The organism is Paramesorhizobium endophyticum (assembly GCF_014640615.1).
In the GTDB taxonomy this organism is placed as follows: Bacteria; Pseudomonadota; Alphaproteobacteria; order Rhizobiales; family Rhizobiaceae; genus Paramesorhizobium; species Paramesorhizobium endophyticum.
Genome location: NZ_BMHH01000008.1, coordinates 60,672 through 82,355, shown reverse-complemented (window position 1 = coordinate 82,355; position 21,684 = coordinate 60,672). Strand labels below are relative to the sequence as shown.

The window sequence follows — 21,684 nt, the reverse complement described above, 5'->3', positions numbered from 1 at the left end:
ATGACCTATTTTCCTACCTCGCTCAATGCGCGCAGTTCGCCGAAGCCGGCAAAGTCTACTGCCGCTTTCAATGCCCTCAAGCGCGATATCATGCTGGGTGTGCTTCCGCCCGGAACGGCTCTGACAGAACTGGATCTAGCGACACATTTTTCCTGTAGCCAGGGCACGGTGCGTGAGGCGCTTCTCCAACTGCAAGAAGAGGGGCTGGTGCGCCGGCAGGGTCATCGAGGCACACAGGTTTCCGAATGCACGGAAGCCGAGGCTGTGGAAATGTTCCGGGTGCGTCAGCAGATCGAATGCAACGGCATCGTTCGGGTCTTGCAAGCGCCCAGCCGTACACTCGTTTCGGACTTGAGGGCGCTCTTGTCTGAAATGCTTCACGCAGCGACGGCTGACGACGAGCTTGAGCTTGCCTCTCTGGACAGGGATTTCCATCGTCGCATCTTCCAGGATGCGCAGCTTCCGGCGCTGGATCCGATCCTTCATCGCTGTTTGGTACATAATCACCGTTTCAAGATTTCCCGCAGCACTGCGTCGCGCGACCTTGTGGCGACCGCTCACCGCCATGGCTCGATCATCGAGGTGATTGAAAGCATGGACGTTGGGAAGGCAAGCGCGGCGTTGCGCCACCATATCGCGACGATTGTCGATTTCGGTCCCGACATCTTCTCGGATGTTGGCCAATGAGCGGGATACTCAACATCGACATGCTCTCACCGGAAATGGCGACGCTCCTCGCTCGCGTCGCAGCTGAATCCGGGCCGCAGCCTGATCCGACTATGCTTCCACCAGCCGAGGGCCGCGCGCTTGCGGCAAAAACCAACCGCCGCTGGAATGTTGATTTGCCTGCGATGGCCAAGATTGCAGAGATCTATGTCCATCCGGATTGCGAGCTTGGTTCCGCGCGGGTGCGCGTCAAGGTGCTCTTGCCGCGCGGAGCGGAGAAGGGCGCGGTTCTCTTCGTCCATGGCGGCGGCTTCGCCTTTTGCAGCCCGGAGACGCATGAGCGGTGCGCGCGCGTCCTTGCGCTCGAATGCGGCATGCCGGTGTTGGTGCCGGACTATCGTCTGGCGCCGGAACACCCCTATCCGGCGGGTCTGTTGGACGTTATTGCAGTAATCCGCGCAGCTTTGGTCGGCTTGCCCTCGTTCGGTGCGACGACCGGTCCGCTTATCCTCGCCGGGGATTCCGCTGGCGCAAACCTGGTGCTCGCAGCGATGCTTCATGAACAGCTCGTGGGGCATCCGTCGATAACCGGCGCGCTTCTTTTCTATGGAACCTACGCCAACAACTTTCATACGAAATCCTACCGCGAATTCGAGGATGGGCCGGGACTAACGACCGCCAAGATGCGGCGCTACTGGCAGTGGTATGCTGGTGATCGTGACCTTTCCACCGACATCCTGGCTTGTCCTCTTCAAGCAGCGGATGAGGCCCTCGCAGCCCTGCCGCCGCTTCATCTGATGGCGGCGGGTGTCGATCCGCTGCTTTCCGATAGCGTGATGTTGCACGAGCGCCTGAAAAAGCTCGGGCGAAACGAGGCGCTATCAATTGTGCCGGGCGTCACGCATGGCTTCTTGCAAAATACACTCGATCTTGTCGCGGCGCGGGAGGCGCTTGCGGCAGCCGGATCTGGCGCAAGAAGGATGGCTGGCGCAACCTGATTGCGTTTTCAAGGGAGGAGATGGCATGAAAATCTGGAGGAAACTAGCGGTCGGGTTCGCGTTGGCGACTGCGCTCCTGACAAATTCCGCCTCGGCGGAAACCGTTCGCTTTTGGTATCACTTCGATAACCCGGAAAACCCGATGGGCGATCTGGTCGCGCGGTTCGAAGCGGCCAATCCGGGAATCAAGATCGACGCGGAAAATGTTCCGTGGAATAGCTATTACGACAATCTCTACACTGCGCTGGTCGGCGGGAATGCCCCGGATGCGGCGATGGTAAAGCTCTTCGCCCAACCGCGCCTTGTGGAAATGGGCGCACTCGAACCTCTGGGCGAGCGTATCGACGCTTGGCCGGGCAAGGCCGATCTTCTCGACAACCTTCTTGAACTCAACAAAGGGCCGGACGGCAAGCAATATTACCTGCCGATCCAATATGTCGTGCTTTATCTCTATTATCGTGCCGACCTCTTCGGTGAGGCCGGCCTCAAGCCACCGGCAACCTGCGACGAGTTCCGCAACGCGGCGATCAAGCTGACCAAGGCGCCGGCGACCTATGGCTTCGGCTTGCGCGGTGGCAAGGGCGGCTGGGACCAATGGGGGGCCTTCGTGCTGTCGCAAGGCGCGAAGCTGGAGCCGGGCGGCCTGACGGCGCCTCAGGCGATTGCCGCCAATCAATGGCTTGTCGACCTCTTCCGCAAGGACAAGGTCATCCCGCCCTCTGCACCAAATGACGGCTTCCAGGAAATCACTGCCGCCTTCAAGAAGGGCATTACGGCCATGACGATCCATCATATCGGTTCGTCGAGCGACATGGTGAAGACACTGGGCGACAAGGTTTCAGCGGTGCCGGTACCCGAGTGCGGCGGTGGCCGCTGGACGTCCTACGGTGATGAGTCGCTCGCGATCTTCTCCTCTTCGCAGGTAAAGGCCGCGGCGTGGAAGTGGATCTCCTTCCTGGCCGAGGGGCAGAACAACGTCGAATTCAACAAGGCGACCGGGCAGATGACCGCGACCAAAAGCGGTTCTGCCGATTGGAAGCTGCATGAGCGCCGCTTCGTCGATGCAACCGTGCAGTCGCTGCCCTTCGCGCATGCCCTGCCACAGAACGCGGCGATCTCGGAATTCGTCAATACGGCATGGCAGACGGCAATGCAGCAGGCGCTCACAGGCCAGATTACCTCCGAGCAAATGATGCAACAGTTAGAGGCGCTCTTCGCCCAGCAGTAGAAGCGGGGAACTGGGCAAACGCTGCGCCCGCCCCGAGTCCCATCCGCCCAGCCCGAACAACGGGGCGGATGGGACCTTTCAATACCCATGGGCGAGGAAATAGCCGGATGACCGCGACCACAGCCTCTACATCAGCCGCGATAACCATCCCGACGCCTTGGAACGGCCGGTTGATGCCCTACATGCTGCTGGCACCCGCCGTGCTCGTCACGCTCGTCATCGTCTTCCTTCCGATGGTGCAAGCGGTATTCACCAGTTTTTACGACCTTATTCTCTGGAAGCCGAATGCGAGCCGTTTCGTTGGCTTTGGCAATTATATGAAGCTCTTTGCCGATCCGGTCTTCTGGACGGCGCTCGGCAACACAGCCATCTGGATCGGCCTCACTGTGCCGCTTCAGATGGCGCTTGGCCTCGTGACGGCGCTCCTGCTTGACCGGGAATTTCCCTGGCGAGGTCTTGCACGGGCGCTCATCATCATCCCCTGGGCGTTGCCGAGCGTCGTGATAGCGCTGATGTGGCGCTGGATTTACGATCCCAATACAGGCGTGCTGAACGATATTCTCATCTATCTCACAATTGCGCAGTCTGCCGTGCCCTGGCTCGCCGATCCGCAACTCGCCCTCTACGCGATTATCGCCACGCTGACCTGGCAGGGATTTCCCTTCTTCGCCGTGATGATCCTCGCTGGCCTTCAGGGAATTCCCAAGAGCCATTATGAAGCCGCTTCCATCGACGGCGCCTCCGCCTGGCGTCAGTTCGTGCACATCACCTTGCCCGGTATCGCGCCGGTACTGGCAACGGCAGGTCTCCTGCGCGTGATCTGGGTGGCAAATTCGATGGACGTTATTTTCATCATGACCGGCGGGGGGCCGGGCTACGCAACGCACACGCTCCCGCTTTATGCCTTCGTCAAGGCCCGGCAGAATCTCGATTTCGGTTACGGAACGGCTATCGCCGTCACATTCACCATTCTCCTGGGCGCGATCGTTGCGGTCTATCTTGCCCGGACCATGCGGGAGGTGGAACGATGAACAGGCCGTCCACGCTCCGTCGCATCCTAACCACCGATCTACCGGTTCTGGTAATCGTCCTTTTCGCCATGGGGCCGTTCGCGTGGATGGTGCTGACCTCACTGACGCCAACCGAAACGCTAAATGCTACAGGCGTTTCCGTCTCACCCGCTGGCTGGAGCCTCAACAACTATATACGCCTCCTCCGGCAGACGTCGTTTCTCGGCAATATGCTCGACAGCCTCATCATCGCTGGAGGCACAGTAGTTCTGGGGCTCGCCGTCGCGGTTACGGCAGCCTACGCCTTTTCCCGCTTTCGCTTTGTCGGCCGTAAGGCGCTGATGCTGCAGTTCCTGCTCATCAATATGTTTCCGGTTGTACTGCTCATCCTGCCGCTTTTCGTGCTGATGCGGAAGGCTGGCATCCTCGACACCCATTTCGGCCTCATCCTTGCGAATGCGACAGTTGCCATCCCTTTCGCCGTCTGGATGCTGACGAGCTATGTCGGCGCAGTCCCGAAAAGCCTGGACGAGGCGGCGATGATCGATGGCTGTTCGCGGCTGACGGCGCTGCGGCGGGTCGTGTTGCCACTCACCATGCCGGGCATCATCTCCACCGGCATCTATATCTTCATCACCGCCTGGAATGAATATCTCTACGCGCTGACGCTGGGCGGCAAAAACGTACGACCGGTGACGGTCGCGATCCAGACGCTGATCGGCGAATATCAGATCGAATGGGGCCTGCTCGCCGCCGGCGCCGTGGTGGGTGCGATGCCGGCGACCATACTTTTCCTTCTCGTGCAACGCCGCCTCATCGGCGGGCTGACCCAAGGCGCGGTGAAGGGTTGAATGCCAAGAAAAGAGGACAAACAATGAACCCCGTCGGGTTGATTTCCATGCAATATGCGCGGCCGTTCACGACCGAGCACTTTCCGCTCTTCGCCGAAATGCGGAAGCTGGGCTATGATTTCGTCGAATTGCTCGTGCCCGAACCGGGGGAACTCGACCTGAAGGAAACGCGCCATGCGCTCGATGTGGCAGGGCTCGATGTCGTGCTTGCCGCCCGTGTCAATCTCCAGCGCAACCTTTCATCGGACGATGCCGCTGCGCATCGTGCAGGTATCGACTATCTCAAATATGCGGCCGATTGCGCCGCTGCGCTCGGCGCCTCCATCGTTGGCGGTCCCCTGACGGGTAATCCGCTGGTCTTCGCTGGCCGGCCACCACAGCCTGTGACGGAGGAGGAGCGTCGCGCCCGTAAGGCCCGCTGTGTTGCCGGACTGAAAGAGGCAGGCGACTACGCCGCTGCGCTCGGCATCGTGCTGGCCGTCGAACCGCTCAATCGTTTTGAGAGCGACGTTCTGTGCACCACGCAGCAAGCAAACGAATTGCTCGATGCGGTCGATCACCCCGCCGTCCAGCTCATGCTCGACACGTTTCACATGCATATGGAAGAGGCGTCCATCGCCGAGGCAATCCGACTAGGCGGCAACCGTGTCGTGCATTTCCAAGCCAATGAGAACCACCGCGGGTTCCCCGGCACAGGTGCCACCAACTGGGTGGAAGTATTCCGCGCGCTCCACGAGATCGGTTATCGCGGGCCTGTGTCGCTGGAACCTTTCCGCCGCAACGACGACCGATTCGGGGTGCCCTTCGCCCAGTGGCGGCCACCGCACGAGGACGAGAGCAAACGCCTCGCTGCAAGCGTAGAATTCATCAAGTCACACATCCTGCTTACGGAGTACCGTCGATGACACTCAAGATCGGTTGGATCGGTTGCGGCGTGCACGCCACCCAAATGCTGCTCCCGCAGCTCGTTCGCCATGACGTTCAGATCGTCGCGCTCTGCGACATCGACGGCAATCGGCTCGCATCTGCCGGCCGGCAGTTCGGTGTCGCAAACCTGACCAGCGATGCGGACGAACTCATCAAACGTTCGGATATGGACGCGGTCGGTATGGCCGTCGGGCCGGACCAGCATTTGGCATTCGGCAAACAAGCACTGGAGCGGGGCCTGCCGGTGTTCATGGAAAAGCCGCCGTCAGGCAGCGCTGCGGGCGCACGCGAATTGCTTGCTGCATCGGAAAAATCCGGCAAGCCGCTGCTTGTCGGCTTCATGAAGCGCTATTCCGCCGGCAACAAGATCGCGGCGAATATTCTGCGCTCCGGCCGTTTCGGCCCGGTCTACGGCCTCACCGGCTATTACATGACGGCGCCGGGCTATTTCACCGGCAATGTGGATTATACAGGCTTCTTTTTGCACCATTGCGTGCACTATATGGACCTCGTTTCCTTCTTCGTCTCGCCGGTCCGGAAATTGACGGCCCGCAAGGTCGAGAAGGAGCGCGGCAAAGTACTCTTCCACGTACATTTTGATTTTGAATGCGGTGCCATCGGCACCATCGCCATGGGAACGGCACAATCGCGTGGCGCACCGGTGGAGCGTATCGAAATCATGGGAGACCACCAGCGCATTGAGATCGATAATATCATCGAGGTGCGCTGGAATCGTAATCCGCCCTTCAAGGTTGGCGATCCAGATGCGACGCTCGCAGATGCCGCCGACACGCTGACATGGAAGCCAAACTTCACGGTCGCAGCAAACGAAGACCCGAAAGGCTACCATTCCCTGCTCGCCGACGTCATCCCAGCGCTTGCCGGCAAGGAAACGCTGGCACCGACCATCAGCGACGGCGCGATCGCCATGGAACGGCTGGAAACCCTTCGACGCGAACTCGCACTTTGATCATGGAATAGCCGGAGTGCCGGGAGCGAATCTCTTTATACCATTTTCCGATATAGATGGTACGCGCTCGCCAACCCCATCTGCGACGAATTTTACGGCACCCTGCAGGCATTGATATTCGCGATTGCAGGTTTTGCTCTTACTCCAGCCCCAGCTTTTTCCTCAGTTCGGCATTCTCCTTGCGCAGGCGTTCCGCCAGCAGGCTCTTCAGGCGTTAGTTTTCTTCTTCGAGCGCCATCAAATCCTTCAGGTCGTTGTTCTCTGAAACAGGTGCTGCAACAGGAGCCGCAGTCTGCAAATACGGACAGATCAACATCGGCCCAGATCGAACGAGTTTGCTTTTGGAGGCGGCGCTTTTTCTTCACTTCCCCGCTGAAATCGGCACACGCTCCTGGAAGGTCGGCCCCTCTTACATAGCTCGCTTCATCACCTGATAGGAACGCAGTAGCTGAGCAAAGGGGCTGTTTGACTCCTCGCCTTCTTCTTTTGCCATCGCGGCATCGGCCAGAAAATCTGTCTGTCGAGAAAAGACTTGACTCCAGTCGGCGCAGAATGGTCTGCTGGTCTGACCACGAGGAGACAACGCAGTGGATCTTGCACCCATCCATAAGTCGACGAATGCCCACAAGGCCGCCGACCAGATCATTCAGCTCATTTTGCGTGGCGTCTGGAAGCCCGGCGACCAGCTTCCGTCTGAGCGCGATATGGTAGAGCAGTTCAAGGTGGGCCGCTCCACGGTTCGCGAGGCCCTGCAGATTCTCTCCACGCTGAATATCGTGCAGATCATGCCGGGGCAGGGCAGTTTCATCAAGAATGTCGGCGCCGACGATCTGTTCCGTCCCGACCTCATAAGCCTGCTCATCAACGATGCCGCGATCCTGGACCTGATCGAAGCGCGCGAAATGATCGAGCCGCAGACGCTGCGCCTCACCTGCCTGCGCATCACGGACGACCAGATTGATGCGATCGAAGGCCTGCTCGGCCGCCATGAGGAGACATTGAAGGCGGGCGGCGATGTGGCGCCGCTGGCCATGGCCTTTCACATCATGCTGGCTGAGGCTTCCGGCAATGCCGTATCGCTGGCCTTCATCCGCTCCATCCTTGAGCTCCTGCAGGCACATCGCTGGCGGGACAATCCCGAAGAGTTCAAGCAGCGTGAGCTGCGCGAGCATCGCGAATTGCTGTGCCTCGTGCGCGCGCGCAACAGCGACGCGGCTGCCGCCTATCTCGTCCGCCATATCGTCGATTCCGCCGTGATCGACGCATCTGACCGCAAGGGCGTCGGCGCCCTTCGCGCCACCTTGGGGACCTCCCCCGAAACATCAGTTGAACCTCAGAAAAGGGAACCAATATGACTGACCAAATCGGGAATGGACCCCGCCGCCTGCCGCGCCTGCGCGCATTCGCGGCGTCGCTGCTGATGCTCGGGACTATGCAAGCCACCCCGGCTCTCGCAAAGGACGATGCCGTCGGCATCACTTTCATCATCTACACCGCTGCCGGCGACCCCTTCTGGGACCCGGTCATCACCGGTGCGAAGGAGGCTGCCACCGACCGCGGCGTGAACCTCGATATCCAATATGGCGACAGCGACCCGGTGAAGCAGAACAACCTCATCGAGACGGCGATCGCCAACGGTGTCGATGGCATCGCCATCGTCAACTACCTGCCGGACGCCTTCACCGCCAATATCGCCAAGGCCCGTGCCGCCGGCATAGGCGTCGTCACGTTCGACACCAACGATCCCCGCCCGGGCGCGACCGAAAGCCAGGCCTATGTGGGCCAGGATTTCTTCACAGCCGGCCAGCGCATCGCCAAGCGCATGATCGAGGCCGGTAAGCTCAAGGCCGGCGACCATGTGGTGGCCCCCGTTGAAGAGCCGGATGCATTCTACGGCACGGAGCGCTTTCGCGGCATCAAATCGGTTCTCGACGAAGCCGGGATCACCTCGGAACGGCTCGACGCGACGCCCACCATGGCCACGGCCTTGACCCGCATCTCGCAGTACCTACTCGGGAACCAGAACACAAAGGCGGTCATCGGCCTCGGCAGCGTTGTGACCGAAGTCGCGCCGCAGGCGGTGAAGGAGGCGGGCGTCGACATTGTCGTCGGAGGCTTCGATCTCAGCCCCGGCATCATCGACGCGATCCTCAACGGCAGCATGGTCGCAACCATCGATTCCGGTGCCTTCTACGAGGGCTACATGCCAGTGGCAATGCTCTACTACCAGGCCAAGTATGGCCTTCCGCCGTCGAGCATTCCGATCGGCGGAACCGTGATCGACGCGAGCAATGCCGCGGTCGTCAAGGAATTCGCGGGCACCTACCGGTGAATATCGCAAGCGCCGGCGGAGCCTCCGCCAGCGCTTTCCTGCGCATGAGCATTTTCGTGTTCCTCTCGCCGATTTGGTGCCGTCCATGACCGATATTTCCACCGCTCCGCCACCAGAAAACGCGCCGCACCGCAGCTTCAGGCGCTTGATGCGCGAGCCCATCGCGAACATCACCCTGCTGTTCGTCTTCCTGCAGATCGTCTGCATCCTGTTCGCGCTCGCCTACCCGAACGAGTTTCGCTATCTGAGCGCAACGAATGTCGGGCTTCTGATGAAGGCCATCCCCACGCTCGGCATCATTGCGCTCGGCGTCGGCATCCTCATGATCACGGGCGAGTTCGATCTGTCGGTGGGATCGGTCTACACACTTTCAGGCTACACCACGGCCATCGTCTACACGGCAGGCTATCCCGTTGTCTTTGCCGTCGGGTGCGCATTGCTGGTGGGCATCCTCGTCGGCGTCATCAACGGCCTGATCACCGTGCGCGCTGCAATCCCGTCCTTCATCACGACGATGGGCAGCATGCTGGTCGTGCGCGGCGTCGTGCGGTGGATGTCTGAACTGGGCTCCGTTTCCTTCCGCCCGCCGGCGGAGATCTCTGCCATCTTCACCGGCTCGGTGGCCGGCGTGGAAGCGCCGTTCCTCTGGTTCATCGGCTTGGCCATTCTCGCATGGGTGCTGCTGCATCGTTCGAAGGTCGGCAACCACATGTTTCTCGTCGGCGGCAACGAGCGCACGGCGACGGCGGTGGGCATCGCCTCCAAGCGGATCAAGGTGATCGCATTCGCGCTGTCGGGTTTCGCCGCCGCGCTTGCCGGCATCATCAGCATCGCGCGCGTGGGCACGGCCACGCCTGCCCAGGGCACCGGCCTGGAACTACGGGCCATCGCGATCTGCGTCATCGGCGGCCTTGCGCTCAATGGAGGCCGGGGGACGGTTCTCGGCATCTTCATCGGCGCCTGCCTTCTCTACATGGTGGAGGACGTGCTGCTGCTGTTGCGGGCGCCGGGCTTCTATCTCGATGTGTTCGTCGGCGCGATTCTTGTGGGCGCCGTCGTGGTCAACACCTGGATGACACGCCGGAGCAGCAAATGAACGCGAGCGCTGAACAGGGAATGGCTACGCCGCTGCTGGAACTCAGAGGCATCAGCAAGCAATACGGTCACGTGGACGCGCTCACAGACGCGAGCTTCACCATCGGCCGCAACGAGGTGGTCGGCCTCCTCGGAGACAACGGCGCGGGCAAGTCGACGCTGGTGAAGATCATGTCCGGCGTCGAGTTTCCGACGAGCGGCAAGATCTTTCGTGACGGCAGGGAGGTTTCCATCCACTCGCGCAAGGATTCGGAGCGTCTCGGTATCGAGACGATCTACCAGGATTCCGCCCTCGTGGGGTCCGCGTCGATCATGCGGAACTTCTTTGCCGGCCGCGAGCTCACCCGGGCGCTGGGTATTCTCGATACCGCGCGCATGAACGAGATCGTCATGGACCAGTTGATGAATGTCGTGCGCATCTCCGGCATCAACTCGCCCGATATCCCGGTGGAGGCGCTCTCGGGCGGCCAGCGGCAGGCGGTTGCCATCGCTCGGGCCGTCTATTTCAAGACGGCAATGCTACTGCTCGACGAGCCGACCAGCGCGCTTTCCGTGCGCGAGACGGACAAGCTGCTTGCCCACCTCACCGAATTGAAGGCGGAAGGCGTCTCCGCCGTCTTTATCACCCACAATCTCTACCACGCTTACGAAAGCTGCGATCGCTTCACGATCCTCTCGCGCGGCAGAGTAATCCGCAATCTGGTCAAGTCGGAGACGAGTGTGAGCGAGCTCAACGACATCATCGTGAAGTACTAGGATGACCATGAACCTGCGTTGCATTCACGAATCCCGGTCGGTGCTGGGAGAGGGAGCGTTCTGGTCGGCAAAGGACGACCTGCTGTACTGGATCGACCAGATGCGCCCGGAGCTGCATCGGTTCGACCCGCGCACCGGGAGGGACGAAAAGCTGGATGTGGGGCCACTGCCGGAACAGCTCGGCGCGCTTGTCGCGCGAAGCAGCGGCGGTTTCGTGCTTGCCGGCAGTGACGGCATCTCGTTCGTGGATTTCGAGAACGGCACCCGCACGCCATTCGTCAATCCGATCGCCGACATGCCGCGCGCGAGTTTCAACGACGCCAAGAGCGACCGGCAGGGCCGCCTTTGGGCAGGAACGACCGACCGGTTGGAAACTGACAGGCTCGGCCGGCTCTATCGCATCGAAGCAAACGGTCAGACGCAGCCGATCAATGACGGTTATGTCTGCTCGAACGGCCCGTCCTTCAGTCCCGATGGCCGCATCCTGTATCACACCCGCAGCCAGGACCGCGCAATCTGGGCCTATGACATCGACTTGGCTACGGGCGCGGCCTCGAACGGCCGGGTTTTTGCGACGATCGAGGAAAAGCACGGAATTCCCGATGGCTCCACGGTCGACGCGGAAGGTTTTCTCTGGTCCACCCATTGGGGTGGATGGCGCATTACGCGCTACAGGCCGGACGGCACTGAGGAGCGCGTGATCGAGATGCCGGTGAAAAGCCCGACGAGCTGCGCCTTCGGCGGTCCGGACCTGCGCACTCTTTATATCACCTCCGCTTCCATCGAGATGATCGAAGGCACGTGGGTCTATATGGACGAGGCGGGCTTCGAGAAGACGCCGTTTGCCGGAGCGCTGTTCGCCATCGATGTGGATGTTCCGGGTCTCATCGAAACACCGTTCGCCGGTTAGATCGCTTTCAGCGTTTCGCGGAAGCGCGGAGATGATCTAAGCTTTTGATTTCACGCAACTCCGGACGGAAAATCGGTTCCGCTTTCCTGGGATTGCTTTGGGAGGCTTGTGGCCTATGTCCGAAGGAAAACAGCAGCAGGGCAGGGTGGCGATCGTCACCGGCGGCGCGCGCGGGATCGGCTTCGCCATCGCGCGCAAGCTTTCGGATGACGGCGCGGCGGTCGTCATCATCGACCGCGATGCCGATGCGCTCGGCTCCGCGCGCATGCGGATCGGAGCAGATCGTCCGCTGCTGACGGCGATGGCGGATGTTTCTTCCGCTGCCGATATGGAGCGCGTCGCCGCCGAGGCGCTTGCGGCGTTCGGAAGCATCGATGTGCTATGCCCCAACGCCGCCATCTTCGACAGCGCGCCGCTCGACACGATGGAGGAGGCGCTCTGGGACCGGCTGATGTCGGTGAACCTCAAGGGCGTGTTCCTGGCTGTGAAGGCGTGCCTGCCGGCGATGAAGCGCCAGCGCTACGGTCGCATCGTCGCCTCCTCCTCCATCACCGGAAACCGCACGGCGATCGCCGGCATGGCGCATTACGCCTCTACCAAGGCTGGCATCAACGGGTTCGTTCGCGCCGCCGCGCTCGAACTGGCCTCCTTCGGGATCTCGGTGAACGCAGTCGAGCCGGGCCATGTGATGACCGAGGGTGCTGGTCCGATGTACGATGCCGAGTTCAAGGCGGCGGTGGAAGCGTATATTCCGCTGGGCCGTTTTGCATCACCTGCGGATATCGCCGAGGCCGTGACCTTCCTTGCGTCCGAGCGGGCAGGGTATATCACGGGTCAGACGCTGACGGTGGATGGCGGTCTTACGCTGCGCGAGTACCCCGCAGGATATCCGAAAAGCACGGCATAGCGGCGCGCGCCTTGCCACGCGCAACGAAACCCAACATGGACATGACGATGCAGGCCACACCTCAAAATGTGCCATCCCAAGGTGTCGGAACCCTGGAAAAGAGCGCTGCTCGGCGCCCGGAAAGCGGTGTACTACCGCTACCCATGCTGACGCTCGATCAGGATGTCTACCGGACAAACCGCGACACGATCATCCGGTACGGCGAGCGCCATGGCGCGCTGCTCGCGCCGCATGTGAAGACGGCGATGATTCCCGAACTGGCAGTCGATCTCATCGCGGCCGGCGGCTGGGGCGTGACGGTGGCGGATGTCCGCCAGGCGGCGGTGATGATTGGCGCCGGCATCCGGCGCATCATACTTGCCAACGAGGTCGGCATTCATGGGGCGCGCCGTTTCGCGCGGCTGGCGGCCGACCATCCGGAGGTCGAACTCTTGGTGTTCGCCGATTCGGTGGAGGCCGTGGAGGCCTTGGCTAACGCGTGGCAGGCCGCACGTCCGGCGCGCCCGCTGGTGGTACTCATGGAAGTAGGCGCGGGCCGTGCGGGCGCCCGCGATATCGACGCATTTTCACGGGTTCTCGATGCGGCCGTCCTGGCGGAGAAGGAGGGTGGGATCTTTGCCGCCGGCGTGGCGGCCTATGAAGGTGCGGCGGCGATCGGAGGGGCGGACGAGGCAATCCGGCGCGTCGACGCCCTGATGATTTTGCAAGGCGAGGCGCTCGCCCGCCTGCGCCAGGCCGTCGGCCCGCAGCGCCGCCTGATCGCAAGCGCCGGCGGCTCGATGTATTTCGACCGCGTCGTGGCGTTGCTTGGCGATGCGGTTAAAGCCGACGGCAATGCCGATCTCGTCATCCGGCCGGGAGCCATCCTCTTCGGCGATCACGGGCTCTACGAGCGCGCTTTCAGGGCCATGGATGCACGTCGCGGCTTCAAGATGGACGCTTTCCTGGCGGCCAACGCCTTCCGCCCGGTGCTGCGGGTCTGGGCCGAGGTGCTGTCGTGCCCCGAGGCAGGATTGGCCATTTGCGGCATCGGCATGCGCGACGTCTCGCACGATGCCGGCCTGCCGCGGGTACTGCGGATATTCCGCGGCGGCGTCGAACTGGAGACGGATGTGACCGAGACGGCCGTGACGCGTCTCAACGATCAGCATGCGTTTGTTGCGCTCGGGAACGCCAATCTGAAGGTGGGCGACGTCGTCGAGTTAGGCATTTCACATCCCTGCACATGCCTGCACCTTTGGCGCATGGTGCATGTGCTCGACAAGGGCGCCATCACCGGCGAAATGCTGACACGTTTCGGATAGGCTGTTTCTTTGGAGCGGAATGCACTTACAGCCGTTCCCCCGAAGACTTGGCTGATTGGCAAGAAGCATTCCATCAAGTTGGCAGATTTTCTATGCAGGCCCCGGCGTGCGGGCGCGGGGTGAACTTGCTCTCGACATCGCCCGGGCGCGCTTGAAAGCCATCGGCGTCGAGGCTTCGCAATTGCGCTTCGATCTCATCGGACTCGATGCGCTACATGGTCATGAGTTTTCGCGGACGGTCCCGCAACTTCCCCATGCGTTCCCGAGATGGCAGAGAATAACCGCTTCTCGTTGATTAGCGACCGTCAGTTTAGAAGCACGAATGCCGAATGTGAAGGGTTATTGACAAATCGATACGTATCAGTAGGCTATTGCTACGTATCAATGAGGTAAATGTTGCCGTGTCGGGTAAAAGAGCCACCCAAAGGGAAGTCGCGGAGCGGGCGGGCGTCGCCCAAGCGACCGTGTCTCTCGTGCTGAATGGGGGGCGTGACAAAGTGGCGCCGGAAACCGCCGAACGGATCGAGGCGGCGATTGCCGATCTCGGCTATCAGCCCAACCATTTTGCTCAGGCGTTGCGCACGCAACGCACCCGCGTAATTGCCTGCGTTGTGCCGGATCTCGCCAATCCCTTTTATCCTTCGCTTGTCGTTGCAGTGCAAAAGGTGGCGCGTGCAGCCGGATACGAAGTTATCACCATCGACACTGAGGGCAGGGCTGCCAATGAGAAGCAGGTCGTCATGGCGGCGCGGCAAGGGCGTTTCGACGGTGTCGTTGGCGTGTTCTTCAATCTGGGTGCGAAAGATTTGGAGCCGCTTGGCAAGGCGGGTGTACCCGTTGTTCGCATCGAAGCCAGCCGGAAGAGCGGAGGACCGCTGCCGATCGACGACCTGTTCATAGACAATTTAACGGCGGCGTTGAAACTGACACGGCATCTGATCAATCTCGGCCATCGTCGTATCGCGATGATCGCAGCGCCCGGCGGTCCGCAACGGTTTCGCCTTCAGGGCTATCTTGATGCAATGGCATCAATCGGCGCCGATCCGATGGCGTTCGATGCGGTGACCTTCACGCTCGAGGCCGGGCGCGACGTGGTCGACCGGCTTCTTGTTGCAGCCCAACGCCCAACCGCGATCATCGCCGCTAACGATCTCATGGCGATCGGGGTCATGCAGGGGCTGGTCGCGCGTGGGCTCCGCATACCCGAAGATATTTCAGTCGCCGGTTTCGACGACATTCTGGCGTCGGCCCTGGTCACGCCGGCCCTGACCACTGTAGCGCAGTTTCAGGACAGACTTGGTGCGCGGGCGGCTAAGATTCTGCTTGAACGCCTGGCCAATGGCCGATCCGATCCCGGTCGGGCCGAGGAAATGTCCTTTGAGCTCGTCATCCGGGCTTCCGTCGCTCCACCGGCAGAACAGCCGGACCAATGACCAATAAAGGGAGGAACTTCAATGAACACGATGAAACTGCTTGCAGCCGCCGTCATTCTCGCCGGCACGGCCCAGATCGCCGCCGCCCAGGAACGCGTCACCTGGTGGTACGAACAGGCCACGCCGGACCAGCAGAAGCTGATCCAGGACAATATCGTCGGGCCATTCAACGCGTCACAGTCGAGCTACAATCTGGTAATTGACTATCGCGGCAGCGAACTCGACAAGCAGTTGCGCGTCGCCCTGCTATCCGGCAACGGCCCGGATGTGGTCTATACGGCGGGCCCGAGCTACGTGGCGCCGATGGCGCAATCCGGGCAACTCCTCCCGCTCGACGATTATGCCGCCAAATTCGCCTGGACCGATCGAATTCTGCCCGTCTTTCTGGAGATGGGGCGCTATGACGGTAAGCTCTATGCTTTGCCAAAAACCTACGAGACGCTCGGTCTGTTCTACAACAAGTCGTTGTTCGACAAGCACGGCTGGAAAGCCCCGAAGACCCTTGCAGAGCTTGAAACACTCGCCGACCAGATGCTCAAGGAAAACATCACGCCATTCGCCGCCGGCAATGCTGACTGGCGTGGCGCCAATGAATGGTTTGTGACGCTGGCGCTCAATGCGGTCGCTGGGCCCGACAATCTCAACAAGGCGCTGCGCGGCGAGATTCCCTGGACATCCGAACCTTTCGTCAAGGCAATCAATACGCTCGATCAATGGTGGCAGAAGGGTTATTTCGGCAAGAATTACTTCTCGCTCACAAGCAGCGAACAGACGGCCGACATGCTGGCCTCGGGCCGTGCGGCGATGATGCCGAGCGGCACCTGGCAGTTCCACAATGTCGATACCTATTTCGGCAAAAGCGGCGCGACAGCCGGGTTTGTCGGCTTCCCGAGCGCAAGCGGCGATCCGGTCTTTCCGCTCGGCATCGGCTCGACGTTCTCAATCGCCTCCAAGGCCCGGCAACCGGACGGCGCAGCTTCGGTCATCGACTTCATTTTCACCCCCGCAGTTTACGGATCGATGAACTCGGCCTGGCAGGGTGAGTGGAACATCCCGCTGAAGGATCTCAGCCAGGTGAAGATGGCGGGCAGCGTCGCTCCGCTCTTCACCGATGCCATGAAGACTCTCGCCTCATCCGTTGCCGACGGCAACTACGGTTACACCACATGGACTTTTCTCCCGCCGGCGACCGATAGCTACCTGATAAACGGCATCGAGGAGGTCTGGCTGAAGCGCACCACCACCGCCGACTATCTCGCCAAGCTGGACGCGACGTTCCAGAAGGAGAAGCAGTCGGGCAAGGCACCAGCCGTGCCGGCGCGCTGATTGCGCGATCCTGCTAGGCGCGCCGTCCTCGCTCTTCCCACCCATGCAGCGGGAGCAACGGGCTTCGCCAACCTGCAAAGGTATCACTATGCATCGCCTCTTTGTCTTGCCGACACTTCTCATCAACGTCGTTATCATCGCCATACCGGCCATGCTGACCATCGTACTTGCTTTTTTTCAGTGGGACGGGATCAGCGATCCGGTCTTTGTCGGGCTCGACAATTTTCGTGAGTTGTGGACCGATCGGGTCTTCTGGACCGCGCTCACCAACAACATTATCTGGACCGCGATCTTCTTGACGGTGCCGATCGCAATGGGTCTGCTCGCCGCGACGATGATGCTGATCGCCCGCCGGGGATCGAATTTCTTCCAGGTGGTTTATTTCCTGCCGGTGATCATCGCGACAGCGATCACCGGTCGGGTCTGGCAGGGCATGATCTATTCGCCGGTCACGGGCATTACCGGACTGCTGCAGCGCATGGGGCTCGACGTGGCCAATCCTTTGACCGAGACCTCGAGCGCGCTCTATGGCATCGCGGTCGTCGATCTCTGGCACTGGTGGGGATTCCTCTGCGTGATCTTCTTCGCCGCGCTTCGCCAGGTTCCGGCGGAGCAGATCGAGGCAGCGCGCGTTGAGGGTGCGACCTTCTTCCAGACTGTCCGCTACGTGCTGTTGCCGGGCATCCGTCCCACGATCACGCTGATGATGATCATGACTGTGATCTGGTCGTTCCTGGTGTTCGACTTCGTCTACATCCTGACGCAGGGCGGGCCGGCTTTTTCCTCGGAAGTGCTGTCGACTTTCGCCTACCGTTCGGCGTTCTACGACCTCGCCGTCGGCAAGGCAGCCGCGATCTCCGTGGTTATCAGTCTGTTCGGGCTTGCGGCGACGATCTTTTACATCCGCTCACAGGCGAAGGAATTCGACCAATGAGAATGACCGAAAGCCGCCTGACCCTGACGCTCGTCTACAGCACGCTCGCCGTGCTGCTGGTGATTGCGCTGTTCCCGATCGTGATGCTCGTGCTCAATTCCGTGAAACCTTCCGCCGAAATTGTGCAGAACCCGCTCGCCTTGCCCTCGCAATTGCGCTGGGACAACTTCACACGCGCTTGGAGCGATGCCAATTTCGGTCGCACCCTGCTCAATTCAGCGATGCTGACCGGTCTGACGATCGTGCTGGTCTGCACGACGGGCTCGCTGACGGCCTATGTTCTGGCCCGGCGCAAGATCAAGACCTGGAAGATCCTGACCTTCTACCTGCTCGCCAGCACAACGGCGCCGATCCAACTCTTCCTCTTTCCGCTCTATTTCGGCTTTGCGCGCTTTGGCCTGATCAACAATCCGATCGCGGTGTCGTTCATCTACACCGCGATCTATTCTCCCTTCGCGATCATGCTGTTGAGGACTTATTTCCTGGCGGTTCCGCGCGAACTTGAAGAGGCAGCGCTGATCGACGGGGCGACCCCCTGGCAGGTTTTTCGCCGCGTCTTCCTGCCGATCGTTTCGCCCGGAATCCTGACGGTGGCGCTGATCATCGGCCTTTATTCCTGGAATGAATTTCTGATCGCCACGACATTCCTCCAAGGGCAGGAGCGGCTGACCGCGGTCGTCTCCTTCTTCCTATTGTCCGGCCAGTACTCGTCCGACTGGGGTGAGATCATGGCCGCCGCCCTCATCATCATTCTACCGATCGTAATCCTCTTCATCCTGCTGCAGCGCCGTTTTATCGAAGGCATGGCCGGCGGCTCGGTGAAGGGCTGACAAGGAGTCTCCCATGTCCATTCCCTCAGACTACCAAACCCGCGTTTATGCCGGCGTGCTCGGCAAGCTGATCGGCGTCTATCTCGGACGACCGTTTGAAAACTGGCGCTACCGGGACATTCTCGAAAAGCTCGGCCCGATCACCTATTACGTCAACGAGCAACTCGGCGACCCGCTGGTGGTCACCGACGACGACGTAGCTGGCACGTTCGCCTTCCCACGCGCTCTCGACGATTACGGCATTTCGCCTGAACTTTCGGCGGAGGATATCGGTCGCGCCTGGCTCAACTACATCATCGAGGAGCGCTCGATCCTCTGGTGGGGCGGCGCCGGAAATTCCACCGAGCACACTGCCTGGCTCAATCTGGCGCGGGGCATTCCCGCACCTGCCTCCGGCTCGATCGAAACAAACGGCGCAACCGTTGCTGAACAGATCGGCGCGCAGATATTCATCGACGGCTGGGCGCTCATCTCTCCGGGAAATCCGGCCCAGGCGGCCAAGCTTGCGCGTGCCGCAGGTTCCGTAAGCCATGATGGCGAGGCGGTCCACGCCGCCGTGCTCTGGGCGGCGATGGAGGCGGAGGCCTTTGTCAGCCGCGACGTCGACCATCTTCTCGACACCGGTCTCTCCTTCATCCCGAAGGACAGCCTGATTGCCAGACTGATCGCCGATATCCGGCAATGGACCTCGGGCAACGAGGACTGGCAGGCGACACGCCAGAAGATCGAGGACAATTACGGTTACGACAAATATCCGGGCAACTGCCATGTCGTGCCCAATCATGCGCTGATGATCATGGCGCTGCTGCATGCGCCGCACGATTTCCAGCGTGGCCAGATGATCGTCAACACCTCCGGCTGGGATACGGATTGCAATGCCGGCAATCTCGGTTGCCTGCATGGCATCATGCTCGGACTCGACGGTCTGGAGGCCGGTCCGGACTGGCGCGGGCCGGTCGCAGACCGCCTTTACATCTCGACGGCCGACGGCGGCCGGTCGATTACCGATGCGGTAGAAATTTCGCTGTGGCTTGCCAATCTCGGCCGCAAGCTTGCAGACGAGGAGCCGCTTGCCGCGCCGAAAGGTGGGGCACAGTTCCATTTCTCGCTGCCTGGCTCTGTCCAAGGCTTTCGCCCGCAGAAAAGCCTGACAAGCCTGCCGGACCTCAAGGTGCATGGCACCGGGGAGGCGCTGGCGATCGACTTTTCAGCGCTCGCCCCCGGTCGTGAGGCCGCCGCGACGACACCGGTCTTCACGCCCCAGGAGGTCAAGGGCATGCGTACCTATGATCTGATGGCAAGCCCGCGCATCCACGCGGGTCAGACGCTTAGAGCCAGGATCAGGGCGGAGGCCGGCAATCGCGGCACGGTCGAGGCGAGGCTGCGCATCCGCCATTATGACGGCAGCGACGAACTCGTTGATGTCGACATGCCGACCCCGGTTCTCCTGGGAACAGGGCCGTCAGCCGAGCTCACTTGGATCGTGCCGGAGACCGGTAGCCAGCCGATCGCCGAAGTCGGCGTGGTCTTAACCACGCCGGAAGGCCGCAGCGATGGCCGGGTGCTGCTGGAAGCCCTTTCCTGGGACGGCTGCCCCAATGTGACATTCCGTCGGCCTTCGGGAACGGGTGATTTCTGGCGCAAGGCGTGGGTCAGCAACGTTCACTTCTTCTCAAAGCATTTTCCGCAGGACTTCCGTATCAGCCAGAACCGCGGCGAGGGACTGATCCTGCAGGGGACGCGTGACTGGACGGATTATGTGGTCGAAGCCGACCTGATGCTGCATCTTGGCGATCACGGAGGCCTCGTCCTGCGGGCAGAAGGTCAACGCCGCTATTATGCGGCGTGGCTGACACGCAAAGGCGAACTGCAGATTGTTCGGCGCAAGGACGAGCACCGAGCTGTTCTTGCATCGGCGCGGCTCGATATCGGCCTCGAGACCGCCTTCACGCTTACCGCGTCGGTGAAAGGCGACCGCATCGTTGCGACAGTCGGCGACATCGTCGTCGAGGCCTCGGACGCGACGTTTTCCAGCGGAGCTGCGGGCCTCATCATTCATGAGGGTGCGCTGTCGGCGACCCGTATCCGGGTTCGCCCGGCCTAAGGGAGAAAGTCATCATGGCAAGCGTTTCGATCAACAAGATTGTCAAGCGATATGACCGCGTCGAGGTGATCCACGGCATCGACGCGATGATCGGCGACGGTGAATTCGTGGTGCTGATCGGTCCTTCCGGCTGCGGCAAGTCGACCCTTTTGCGAATGATCGCTGGTCTGGAAGACATTTCGGGCGGAACGATTTCAATCGGCGGCAAGATTGTCAACGATCTGCCGCCGAAAAGCCGGGATATCTCGATGGTATTCCAGAATTACGCGCTTTATCCACACATGACGGTCGAGGAGAATATGGCCTTCTCGCTTACGCTGGCCGGTGCCGGCAAGGAGGAGAAGACACGCAAGGTCAGGGAGGCCGCTGAAATCCTCGGCCTCACGCCTCTACTGGACCGCAAGCCCAAGGCGCTTTCGGGTGGGCAGCGCCAGCGTGTCGCCATGGGCCGCTCAATCGTGCGCAACCCGCAGGTCTTCCTGTTCGATGAGCCGCTGTCAAATCTCGACGCCAAGCTGCGTGTGCAAATGCGCAGCGAGATCAAGAGCCTGCACCGCCGACTCGGAACGACCATGATCTATGTTACCCACGACCAGATCGAGGCCATGACCATGGCCGACCGGATCGTCGTCATGCAGGCCGGACGGATCGAGCAGATCGGCACGCCGCTCGAACTCTACGACCGTCCGGCCAATGCCTTCGTCGCCCAGTTCATCGGTTCTCCCGCCATGAACCTGTTTCCGGCCTTCGCCAAGGCAGGCGGACTCTTCCTCGACGATGGACGCCCGACCGGTCTTGCCGCGCCGGCAAACCTCGGCGAAGACCACAAGGTCTTGATCGGCAAGCGGCCGGAAGAGATCCGCCTTGCGTCCGAGGGTCCGTTGATGGCGGTGGTCGGCAATATCGAGCCGACGGGATCCGAAACCTTCGTGGAGATGCAATTGGACACGGGGCCGGTTTCCCTTGTTCTGCGCGACCGGCCGGATTTCGACGTAGGTGCCGAACGCGCCCTGTGTCTCGATCAGGGCGCGGTGCACGTCTTTGACAGGAAGAAGGGAGTGCGGCTTGGCTAGTCCCGCATAGGTCAAAAGGGGCTGCACTCG

20 protein-coding genes and 1 pseudogene are annotated in these 21,684 nt (G+C 61.1%); 20 read left to right on the top strand and 1 reads right to left on the bottom strand.

Translation table 11 applies throughout. The features are described 5' to 3' along the window. The 7 genes from IEX53_RS11610 to IEX53_RS11580 all read left to right on the top strand — a co-directional run bounded on the left by IEX53_RS11610 (position 1) and on the right by IEX53_RS11580 (position 6,650). Positions 1-687, top strand: a complete 687-nt coding sequence (locus IEX53_RS11610; protein ID WP_188824446.1) for a GntR family transcriptional regulator — start codon at positions 1-3, stop codon at positions 685-687. Further along, positions 684-1,664: an alpha/beta hydrolase gene (locus IEX53_RS11605; RefSeq protein ID WP_188824329.1), complete on the top strand. Its 981-nt coding sequence runs from the start codon at positions 684-686 to the stop codon at positions 1,662-1,664. The genes IEX53_RS11610 and IEX53_RS11605 overlap by 4 nt, the downstream gene beginning before the upstream one ends. Positions 1,665-1,689: 25 nt before the next feature. After that, entirely contained in the window at positions 1,690-2,892 is a 1,203-nt protein-coding gene (locus tag IEX53_RS11600; protein ID WP_188824328.1) for an ABC transporter substrate-binding protein, read from the top strand. A 107-nt stretch (positions 2,893-2,999) separates the two neighbouring features. Continuing rightward, positions 3,000-3,923 carry a carbohydrate ABC transporter permease gene (locus IEX53_RS11595; protein WP_188824327.1) on the top strand — a complete coding sequence of 308 codons (924 nt, stop codon included), beginning with the start codon at positions 3,000-3,002 and terminating at the stop codon, positions 3,921-3,923. After that, positions 3,920-4,753, top strand: a complete 834-nt coding sequence (locus IEX53_RS11590) for a carbohydrate ABC transporter permease (protein ID WP_188824326.1) — start codon at positions 3,920-3,922, stop codon at positions 4,751-4,753. Before IEX53_RS11595 ends, IEX53_RS11590 begins: the two co-directional genes overlap by 4 nt. Before the next feature lie 23 nt (positions 4,754-4,776). Beyond that, positions 4,777-5,658 (top strand): sugar phosphate isomerase/epimerase family protein, encoded by an 882-nt coding sequence (locus IEX53_RS11585; RefSeq protein ID WP_188824325.1) that lies wholly within the window; start codon positions 4,777-4,779, stop codon positions 5,656-5,658. Further along, positions 5,655-6,650, top strand: a complete 996-nt coding sequence (locus IEX53_RS11580; RefSeq protein WP_188824324.1) for a Gfo/Idh/MocA family protein — start codon at positions 5,655-5,657, stop codon at positions 6,648-6,650. Before IEX53_RS11585 ends, IEX53_RS11580 begins: the two co-directional genes overlap by 4 nt. A gap of 139 nt (positions 6,651-6,789) precedes the next feature. Here the strand turns inward: IEX53_RS11580 and IEX53_RS23900 are convergent. Then, positions 6,790-6,903, bottom strand: a pseudogene (locus tag IEX53_RS23900) (transposase); the annotation flags it as partial. Between the two features lie 334 nt (positions 6,904-7,237). Between IEX53_RS23900 and IEX53_RS11575 the strand changes: the two are divergent. From IEX53_RS11575 to IEX53_RS11515, 13 genes are all read left to right on the top strand, one after another. After that, on the top strand, positions 7,238-8,005 hold the full coding sequence (locus IEX53_RS11575; protein WP_188824323.1) for a FadR/GntR family transcriptional regulator: 768 nt from the start codon (positions 7,238-7,240) through the stop codon (positions 8,003-8,005). Beyond that, the gene (locus IEX53_RS11570; protein WP_188824322.1) at positions 8,002-8,982 is read left to right on the top strand and encodes a substrate-binding domain-containing protein; all 981 of its coding nucleotides are present in this window, start codon (positions 8,002-8,004) and stop codon (positions 8,980-8,982) included. The genes IEX53_RS11575 and IEX53_RS11570 overlap by 4 nt, the downstream gene beginning before the upstream one ends. A gap of 85 nt (positions 8,983-9,067) precedes the next feature. Beyond that, positions 9,068-10,078 carry an ABC transporter permease gene (locus IEX53_RS11565; RefSeq protein ID WP_236016154.1) on the top strand — a complete coding sequence of 337 codons (1,011 nt, stop codon included), beginning with the start codon at positions 9,068-9,070 and terminating at the stop codon, positions 10,076-10,078. A gap of 20 nt (positions 10,079-10,098) precedes the next feature. Then, positions 10,099-10,833 carry an ATP-binding cassette domain-containing protein gene (locus IEX53_RS11560; protein WP_188824444.1) on the top strand — a complete coding sequence of 245 codons (735 nt, stop codon included), beginning with the start codon at positions 10,099-10,101 and terminating at the stop codon, positions 10,831-10,833. A gap of 7 nt (positions 10,834-10,840) precedes the next feature. Beyond that, positions 10,841-11,743, top strand: a complete 903-nt coding sequence (locus IEX53_RS11555; RefSeq protein WP_188824321.1) for an SMP-30/gluconolactonase/LRE family protein — start codon at positions 10,841-10,843, stop codon at positions 11,741-11,743. Between the two features lie 115 nt (positions 11,744-11,858). Next, positions 11,859-12,650, top strand: a complete 792-nt coding sequence (locus tag IEX53_RS11550; RefSeq protein WP_188824320.1) for an SDR family NAD(P)-dependent oxidoreductase — start codon at positions 11,859-11,861, stop codon at positions 12,648-12,650. A gap of 47 nt (positions 12,651-12,697) precedes the next feature. Then, complete coding sequence (locus IEX53_RS11545) at positions 12,698-13,954, top strand: type III PLP-dependent enzyme domain-containing protein (protein WP_188824319.1); 1,257 nt, start codon at positions 12,698-12,700, stop codon at positions 13,952-13,954. A gap of 401 nt (positions 13,955-14,355) precedes the next feature. Further along, entirely contained in the window at positions 14,356-15,387 is a 1,032-nt protein-coding gene (locus tag IEX53_RS11540) for a LacI family DNA-binding transcriptional regulator (RefSeq protein WP_188824318.1), read from the top strand. A gap of 21 nt (positions 15,388-15,408) precedes the next feature. Continuing rightward, on the top strand, positions 15,409-16,713 hold the full coding sequence (locus tag IEX53_RS11535; protein ID WP_188824317.1) for an ABC transporter substrate-binding protein: 1,305 nt from the start codon (positions 15,409-15,411) through the stop codon (positions 16,711-16,713). An 88-nt stretch (positions 16,714-16,801) separates the two neighbouring features. Continuing rightward, positions 16,802-17,647 (top strand): carbohydrate ABC transporter permease, encoded by an 846-nt coding sequence (locus tag IEX53_RS11530; RefSeq protein ID WP_188824316.1) that lies wholly within the window; start codon positions 16,802-16,804, stop codon positions 17,645-17,647. After that, positions 17,644-18,477, top strand: coding sequence for a carbohydrate ABC transporter permease (locus tag IEX53_RS11525; protein ID WP_188824315.1), 834 nt, complete (start codon positions 17,644-17,646; stop codon positions 18,475-18,477). The genes IEX53_RS11530 and IEX53_RS11525 overlap by 4 nt, the downstream gene beginning before the upstream one ends. Before the next feature lie 13 nt (positions 18,478-18,490). Beyond that, complete coding sequence (locus IEX53_RS11520) at positions 18,491-20,581, top strand: ADP-ribosylglycohydrolase family protein (RefSeq protein ID WP_188824314.1); 2,091 nt, start codon at positions 18,491-18,493, stop codon at positions 20,579-20,581. A 14-nt stretch (positions 20,582-20,595) separates the two neighbouring features. Next, entirely contained in the window at positions 20,596-21,654 is a 1,059-nt protein-coding gene (locus IEX53_RS11515) for an ABC transporter ATP-binding protein (protein WP_188824313.1), read from the top strand. Positions 21,655-21,684 lie beyond the last annotated feature (30 nt).